Genomic DNA, 6139 nt, shown 5'->3' on the forward strand with positions numbered 1-6139 from the left:
CGGACGTCGACGGGCGCGCCGACGCGCTCCCCGACCCACCCGACGACGCACGCGAGACGTGGGGCGACCTGCACCGCCTGGCCCCGCTGCACGCGCTGGGCCTGGTCCCGGGCGCGGCGGTGCCCGCGGTGCCGGAGGAGCAGGCGCGGCCGCTGGGCGGGGCGGGCGACGCCGTCCGCTGCACGGCGGGCGTGCCCGGCGTGACGCACGCCGTCCTGCACGGGTCGGTCGCCCGCTGGGTCTGGGACCTGGGCGACCGCCGACGCAGCCGCTGGGGCGTGCCGTTCGGCGCTTCCGGCGACCCGCGCTCGGCGCACTTCGCCGACCAGCACCCCGCGTGGGCCGACGCCCGCACCGTCCCGATCGAGACCGACTGGGCGCGGCTGCGCCCCGAGCCCCTGCCGACCCGACGACCCCCGGAGGACCGATGACGACCGAGCCCCTGTCCGCTTCCCTGTCCGAGCCCGCGACGTCCGACCGACTGCTGTCCGGAGCGCGCGGTGCGGAGGTGTGGCGCGCCGACGTCCCGGGCGCGGGCACGGTCACGGCGCACGTGCTGGACCCGGTCGCCGACCTCGACGTGCTGCACGAGTGGGTCAACCGCCCGCACGCCGGGTTCTGGGGGCTCGCCGGGCTGAGCCGCGAGGACCTCAGCGACACGTACGCGTTCGTCGACTCCCTGCCCACGCACCACGCCTACCTGGTGCGCTGGGACGGCGAGCCGGTCGTCCTGGTGCAGCTGTACCACCCGGAGGACGACCCGGTCTCGACGGCCTACGACGCGCTCCCCGGCGACCTGGGGATGCACTTCTTCAAGGGCGGCGACGGCCCGGCCGCCCGCTACGACGTCGCGCCCTGGGCCGTGGTCGGCCCCGCCGTGCTCGCCTTCGCGTTCGCCCGCCCGGGCACGCGGCGGCTGGTCGGCGAGCCGGACGCCCGCAACCGGTCCGCGGTCGCCCGCATGGCAGCGTTCGGCTTCGAGGCCGCCGGCACGGTGCGCTTCGAGTCCCCGCAGGGGCCGAAGGAGGCCGTGCTGGCGTTCTGCCCGCGCGAGCGCGCGGAGGCGATCGTCGCGGCGGCGCTCGGCACCGACGGCTGAGGCGGCGTCAGGCCTGCGCGTCGGCGGGGCGGACGACGTCGGGCACGGGCCCGGTCGTGGTGCCGGGCACGAGCTCGACGGGCAGCGTGGTGCAGGTGGGCTCCTCGCCGCCCAGCACGCCCAGGACGGCGCGGCCGAGCGCGGCGCCCTTGGCCTGCAGCGGCTGGTGCACGCTGGTGAGCACGTCGGGGGAGAGCCACGGCAGGTCGATCCCGTCGAAGCCGGCGACCGAGACGTCGTCGGGTACGCGCAGCCCGAGCTCGCGGGCCGCGATGACGGCGCCCGCCGCGAGCAGGTCCGAGTGGGCGACGATCGCCGTCGGCCGCTCCGTCTCCGGCACCCAGGCCCCGAGGATCTCCGTGGCGGCGTCGCGACCGTGCTCCACGAGGGACGCGGGCGTCTCCCACGAGATGACCGGCTCGACCGCGTCCCGCACGCCCGCGAGGCGGTGCCGCGTCGACGTGCGGTCGGCCTGGGCGAGGCGGGCCGCGTCGATCGGACCGGACCGCTCCGCGGCGTCGAGGGGGAGCGTGATCTCCGCGATGCGGGTGTGCCCCAGCTCCTGGAGGTGGCGCACGGCCAGGGCCGTGCCCGCCCGGTCGTCCAGGGCCACGAGCGGTGCGCCCTCGACGCGGCCGCCCTCGCCGACCACCACGGGGACGTCGCGGCGACGCAGGGCCGCGAGCGTCGCGTCGTCGGTGAGCACGCCCCACACGAGCACGGCGACGTCCATGGCGGCGGACTCCAGCAGGGGGTCGACGGCGGGCACGGGCGCCGTCTCCTCGCCGTCGACGCGCGGCCCCGGGACGGCGCGCACGCCGGGGATGAGCAGCACGCCCAGGCCCTCGGCGCCGAGCACGTCCACGAGGCCGTCGAGCACCTTGACCGCCACCGGGTCGCGGAACGCGCGGCCGGGCTGGTCGCCGAGGACGACTCCCACGATGCCGGAGCGGCCCGAGCGCAGCTGCCGGCCGAGCGGGTTGGGGCCGGAATAGCCCAGCTCGGCGGCGGCGGCGAGCACCTTGTCGCGCGTCTCGGCGGTGATCGGTCCCGCGCCCGAGAACGCCAGGGACGCGGTGGAGACCGAGACGCCTGCGAGCTCGGCCACCCGCGCGAGGGTCGGTCGGGCGTTGCTGCGGCCCATGGGGCTCCTTCCGGCGAGGTCCGGGGCGAAGCCTACCCGCGCTGACCAGCGCATGCTCGAATCGATTTGACCCGCGTGGCGGATTCGGGAAGCGTCGGACCGTGAGCACCGACCTCCCCACCCGGCCGCCCGCGCACGCCGTGCGCGCCGCCTGGGCCGTCTTCGCGGTCTTCGTCGTCGCCGGGATCGGCATGGCCACGTGGGCCTCCCGGATCCCCGCGGTGCGCGACGGCCTCGGCTTCTCCGAGGCCGAGATGGGCGTGCTGCTGCTCACCGGCGCGATCGGGTCGCTCGTCGCGCTGCCGCTGTCCGGCATGATCGCCTCGCGCATCGGCGCCGGTCGCACCTGCGTGTCGTTCGCCGCCCTGGCGGCCGCGGGCTTCGCCGTCGCCACCCTCGCCGTCGACGGCGACCACCCGATGCTGGTGCGGGTCGGCCTCTTCCTCGGCGGCATGGGCGTGGGCATCTGGGACGCCGCGATGAACCTCGAGGGCGCCGTCGTCGAGCAGCGGCTGGGGAGGTCGGTCATGCCGCGCTTCCACGCCGGCTTCTCGCTCGGCACGGTCGCGGGCGCGGGCATCGGCGCCCTCGCGGCGCACGCCGGCGCCTCGCTGCCGGGGCACGTCATCACCGTGATGGTGATCGACCTGATCGTGGTCGTGGCCTGCGTGCGCTTCTTCGAGCCGACGGCGGACGCCGCTGCCGGCACGGCCGGCGGCGCGACGGACGCGCAGGCCGACCCGGCCACCGCCGTCGACACGGGCACCGGACACACCCTGCGCGACACCCTCGCCACCTGGCGCGAGTCCCGCACCCTCCTCGTCGGGCTGGTCGTGCTCGCCGCCGCGCTCACCGAGGGCGCCGCCAACGACTGGGTGAGCCTCGTCGTCGTCGACGGGTTCGGCACCGACGACTCCGTCGGCGCGATCGGCCTGGCCGTCTTCCTGTGCGCGATGACGCTCGCCCGGCTGGCGGGCACGTCGCTCATCGACCGCTACGGCCGCGTGACCATGCTGCGCGTGTGCGGCGCGGCCGCCCTCGTGGGCGTCGTGGTCTTCGCGCTCGTGCCGACGCTGTGGATCGCGCTGGTCGGCGTCGCGGTCTGGGGCGCCGGCGCCTCGCTCGGCTTCCCGCTCGGCATGTCCGCCGCCTCGGACGACCCGCGCAAGGCCGCCCTGCGCGTCTCCGTCGTCTCGACCGTCGGGTACTCGGCGTTCTTCGTCGGCCCGGCGCTCATCGGCTTCCTCGCCGAGCACGTCGGCTACCGCGACGCCCTGCTGGTGCTGGCCGTGCCGGTCGCGGTGGGTCTGCTGGTCGCGGGGGCCGCGAGGCCCCTGCCGGCCGCTCCCGACCCGGCGCGTACGCTGGGCGAGTGAGCCTGTCGACCCTGAACACGCCGTCCGCCGACGAGCCCGCCCGTGAGCGCGACGGGCGCGACACGGCCGCCCCGGCGCTCTCCGAGCTCACGACGCTGCGCGTCGGCGGGCCGGTCGACGAGTACGTCGAGGCGGAGTCCGAGGCCGAGCTGATCGACGCGGTGCGCGCCGCGGACGACGCCGACAGGCCGCTGCTGGTGATCGGCGGCGGCTCCAACCTGCTGGTCGCGGACGAGGGGTTCGCCGGCGTCGTCGTGCGCGACGTGCGCCAGGGCCTCGACGCGGACCTCGAGGACTCGTGCGGCACGGACGGCGCGTGCGGGGGCGCGAGCCTGCGCCTGCCCGCCGGCCAGGACTGGGACTCCTTCGTGGCCGAGGCCGTGGCGAACGAATGGGTGGGGGTCGAGGCGCTGTCCGGCATCCCCGGCACGATCGGCGCCGCGCCCGTGCAGAACATCGGCGCGTACGGCCAGGAGGTGTCCGGCGTCGTCGCGTCGGTGGTGACCTGGGACCGCGCCACGAACGCCCGCAGGACCTTCACGCTCAGCGAGCTGGGGTTCGGGTACCGCACGTCGCTGCTCAAGCGGACGATGCGGTCGGGCGACCCGGACGACCCGGGCGCGCCCTGGTACCCCACGCCGCGGTACGTGGTGCTCGAGGTGAACCTGCAGATGCGGCTCGGCAGCCTGTCCGCGCCCGTCGGCTACGGCGAGCTGGCCCGGCGCCTCGGGGTCGAGGTGGGGCAGCGGGCCCCGTCGGCCGACGTGCGCGAGGCCGTGCTGGAGCTGCGCGGCGGGAAGGGCATGCTGCTCGACGGCGTCGGCGGGGCGCCGCTCGGCGACCACGACCGTTGGTCGGCGGGGTCGTTCTTCACCAACCCGGTGCTGCCCGCCGACGCGGCGGACGACCTGCCCGCGGACGCGCCGCGCTTCGCCGTCCGCTCCGCGACGCCGCAGTCCACCGTGAGCCCGAGCCTCGGCGTCGTCGACCCGACGCTCGTGAAGACGAGCGCCGCCTGGCTCATCGAGCACGCCGGGTTCACCAAGGGCTTCGGGCTCGCGGGCGAGCACAGCCCGGCGCGCCTGTCGACGCGCCACACCCTCGCGCTGACCAACCGTGGCGGCGCGACGGCGGCCGACGTCGTGGCTCTCGCCCGCACCGTGCGCGACGGCGTCCGTGACGCCTTCGGCATCGAGCTCGAGCCCGAGCCGGTCCTGGTCGGCACCGCCCTGTAGACCGTCGTGGCGCCTACAACGCGGGGTCGTGGTCAGTAGAGGATGACGGGCGTGCCCTTCGGCATGCCCCACGAGTCCCAGAGCCAGTTCATCGCCGCGTTGGACACGCGCACGCAGCCGTGCGACGCGGGGTACGGCGGGATGGATCCCGAGCCGTGCACCGCGTACCCGCCGGAGAAGTACTTCGGTCGGTACATCGACCCCAGCTCGAGCGTGGACTCGTGCATGCCGTTGCGCTCCATGTACACGGCATAGGAGCCGCGCGGCGTCGTCGCGTGGTAGCTGCGGCCCTTGGCCTCGTACGTATCCCCGTTGCCCGACGACGCGTTGATGATCCGGGTGACCTTGCCGCCCTCGACGGTCATGAGCAGCTGTCGGTCGAGGTCGATCTCGACCGCCTTGCCGGACGACGAGTGGGCCTGCGGCCGGACGCCGTCGTCCAGCGCGGCCTGCGTCTTCGGGCCGACGACGCCGTCGCGGTACTGCCCGGCGGCCTTCTGCAGCGCCCAGACGGCCTGCTGCGTGGCCGGTCCGAAGCTGCCGTCGGCCTCCTGGATGAAGTACCCGAGCTCCTGCAGCCGCTCCTGCAGCGCGACGACCCGCTCACCGGAGTCGCCGTACTCGAGCATCTTGTCCCGCTCCTCGGCGGCCTTCTTCTCCGCCGCCTCCTGCTCCGCCTGCTCCTTGGCGGCGGCCTCCTCGGCGGCCTTCTTCTCGGCCTCCTTCTTCTCCGCGGCCTTCTTCGCCTTCTCCGCGGCCCGCTTCTCGGCGGCCTCCTGGTCGGCCTTCTCCTTCGCGGCGGCCTCGTCCGCGGCCTTCTTCTCGGCGGCCTCCCGGTCGGCCTGCTCCTGCGCGTCCTGGTCGGCACGGCCCTGCGCGTCGGACGTCGACCCGGCGCCGTCCTCGGACGGGGGAGCGGACGTCGTGGGGGCCGCGCCCGGCTCGGGCTCGGTCTCGCCGGACAGGGGAGCGCACCCGGCGAGAGCCAGGGTGAGCACCACCGGGACGCCGACGAGCGACGCCGTCAGGCGTCGCCTCAGGCTGGGAACCGTACGCATGGAGCCCCTTCCGCGCCGTCGGCGCACCAGGCGCGCCGCGGGGTACTACCGTGCCCCGCGGGTGCCCCGAACGCGACCGCAGCGCTCCGGTCGTGTCGTGATCGTCACCGTGTCGTGACCTGTCGTCTGCCGTTCACCTGCTCAGACGCACGACGCGGCGAGAACGTTGTGGCGCCCACGACGACCCACCGACCCTTCCAGCAAGCGATCTCTCGCGTCATCGGGTC

6 protein-coding genes are annotated in these 6139 nt (G+C 75.6%); 4 read left to right on the forward strand and 2 right to left on the reverse strand.

What is annotated here, in order from left to right:
• Together ACFWEK_RS17565 and ACFWEK_RS17570 are read left to right on the forward strand one after the other, a co-directional pair.
• The coding region (locus ACFWEK_RS17565) for a penicillin acylase family protein (RefSeq protein WP_430554856.1) at positions 1-431 on the forward strand (431 nt) is incomplete at its 5' end.
• On the forward strand, positions 428-1099 hold the full coding sequence (locus ACFWEK_RS17570) for a GNAT family N-acetyltransferase (protein ID WP_430554857.1): 672 nt from the start codon (positions 428-430) through the stop codon (positions 1097-1099). The genes ACFWEK_RS17565 and ACFWEK_RS17570, both read left to right, overlap by 4 nt.
• Positions 1100-1106: 7 nt before the next feature.
• Here the strand turns inward: ACFWEK_RS17570 and ACFWEK_RS17575 are convergent, their stop codons facing one another.
• Positions 1107-2243 (reverse strand): LacI family DNA-binding transcriptional regulator, encoded by a 1137-nt coding sequence (locus tag ACFWEK_RS17575; protein ID WP_430554858.1) that lies wholly within the window; start codon positions 2241-2243, stop codon positions 1107-1109.
• Between the two features lie 101 nt (positions 2244-2344).
• Here ACFWEK_RS17575 and ACFWEK_RS17580 point away from each other — a divergent pair, with 101 nt between their 5' ends.
• Positions 2345-3619, forward strand: a complete 1275-nt coding sequence (locus ACFWEK_RS17580) for an MFS transporter (protein ID WP_430554859.1) — start codon at positions 2345-2347, stop codon at positions 3617-3619.
• Entirely contained in the window at positions 3616-4854 is a 1239-nt protein-coding gene (locus tag ACFWEK_RS17585; RefSeq protein WP_430554860.1) for a UDP-N-acetylmuramate dehydrogenase, read from the forward strand. Before ACFWEK_RS17580 ends, ACFWEK_RS17585 begins: the two co-directional genes overlap by 4 nt.
• Before the next feature lie 32 nt (positions 4855-4886).
• Here ACFWEK_RS17585 and ACFWEK_RS17590 read toward each other — a convergent pair whose 3' ends face one another.
• Entirely contained in the window at positions 4887-5912 is a 1026-nt protein-coding gene (locus tag ACFWEK_RS17590; RefSeq protein ID WP_430554861.1) for a L,D-transpeptidase family protein, read from the reverse strand.
• Positions 5913-6139 lie beyond the last annotated feature (227 nt).

The sequence above is a fragment of the Isoptericola sp. NPDC060257 genome (genome assembly GCF_042726645.1).
Lineage (GTDB): Bacteria > Actinomycetota > Actinomycetes > Actinomycetales > Cellulomonadaceae > Isoptericola > Isoptericola nanjingensis.

Excerpts from the sequence above, each read along its gene's own strand:
- ACFWEK_RS17590 (WP_430554861.1), bottom strand. The coding sequence starts at position 5,912 with ATGCGTACGGTTCCCAGCCTGAGGCGACGCCTGACGGCGTCGCTCGTC.
- ACFWEK_RS17575 (WP_430554858.1), bottom strand. The coding sequence starts at position 2,243 with ATGGGCCGCAGCAACGCCCGACCGACCCTCGCGCGGGTGGCCGAGCTC.
- ACFWEK_RS17570 (WP_430554857.1), top strand. The coding sequence starts at position 428 with ATGACGACCGAGCCCCTGTCCGCTTCCCTGTCCGAGCCCGCGACGTCC.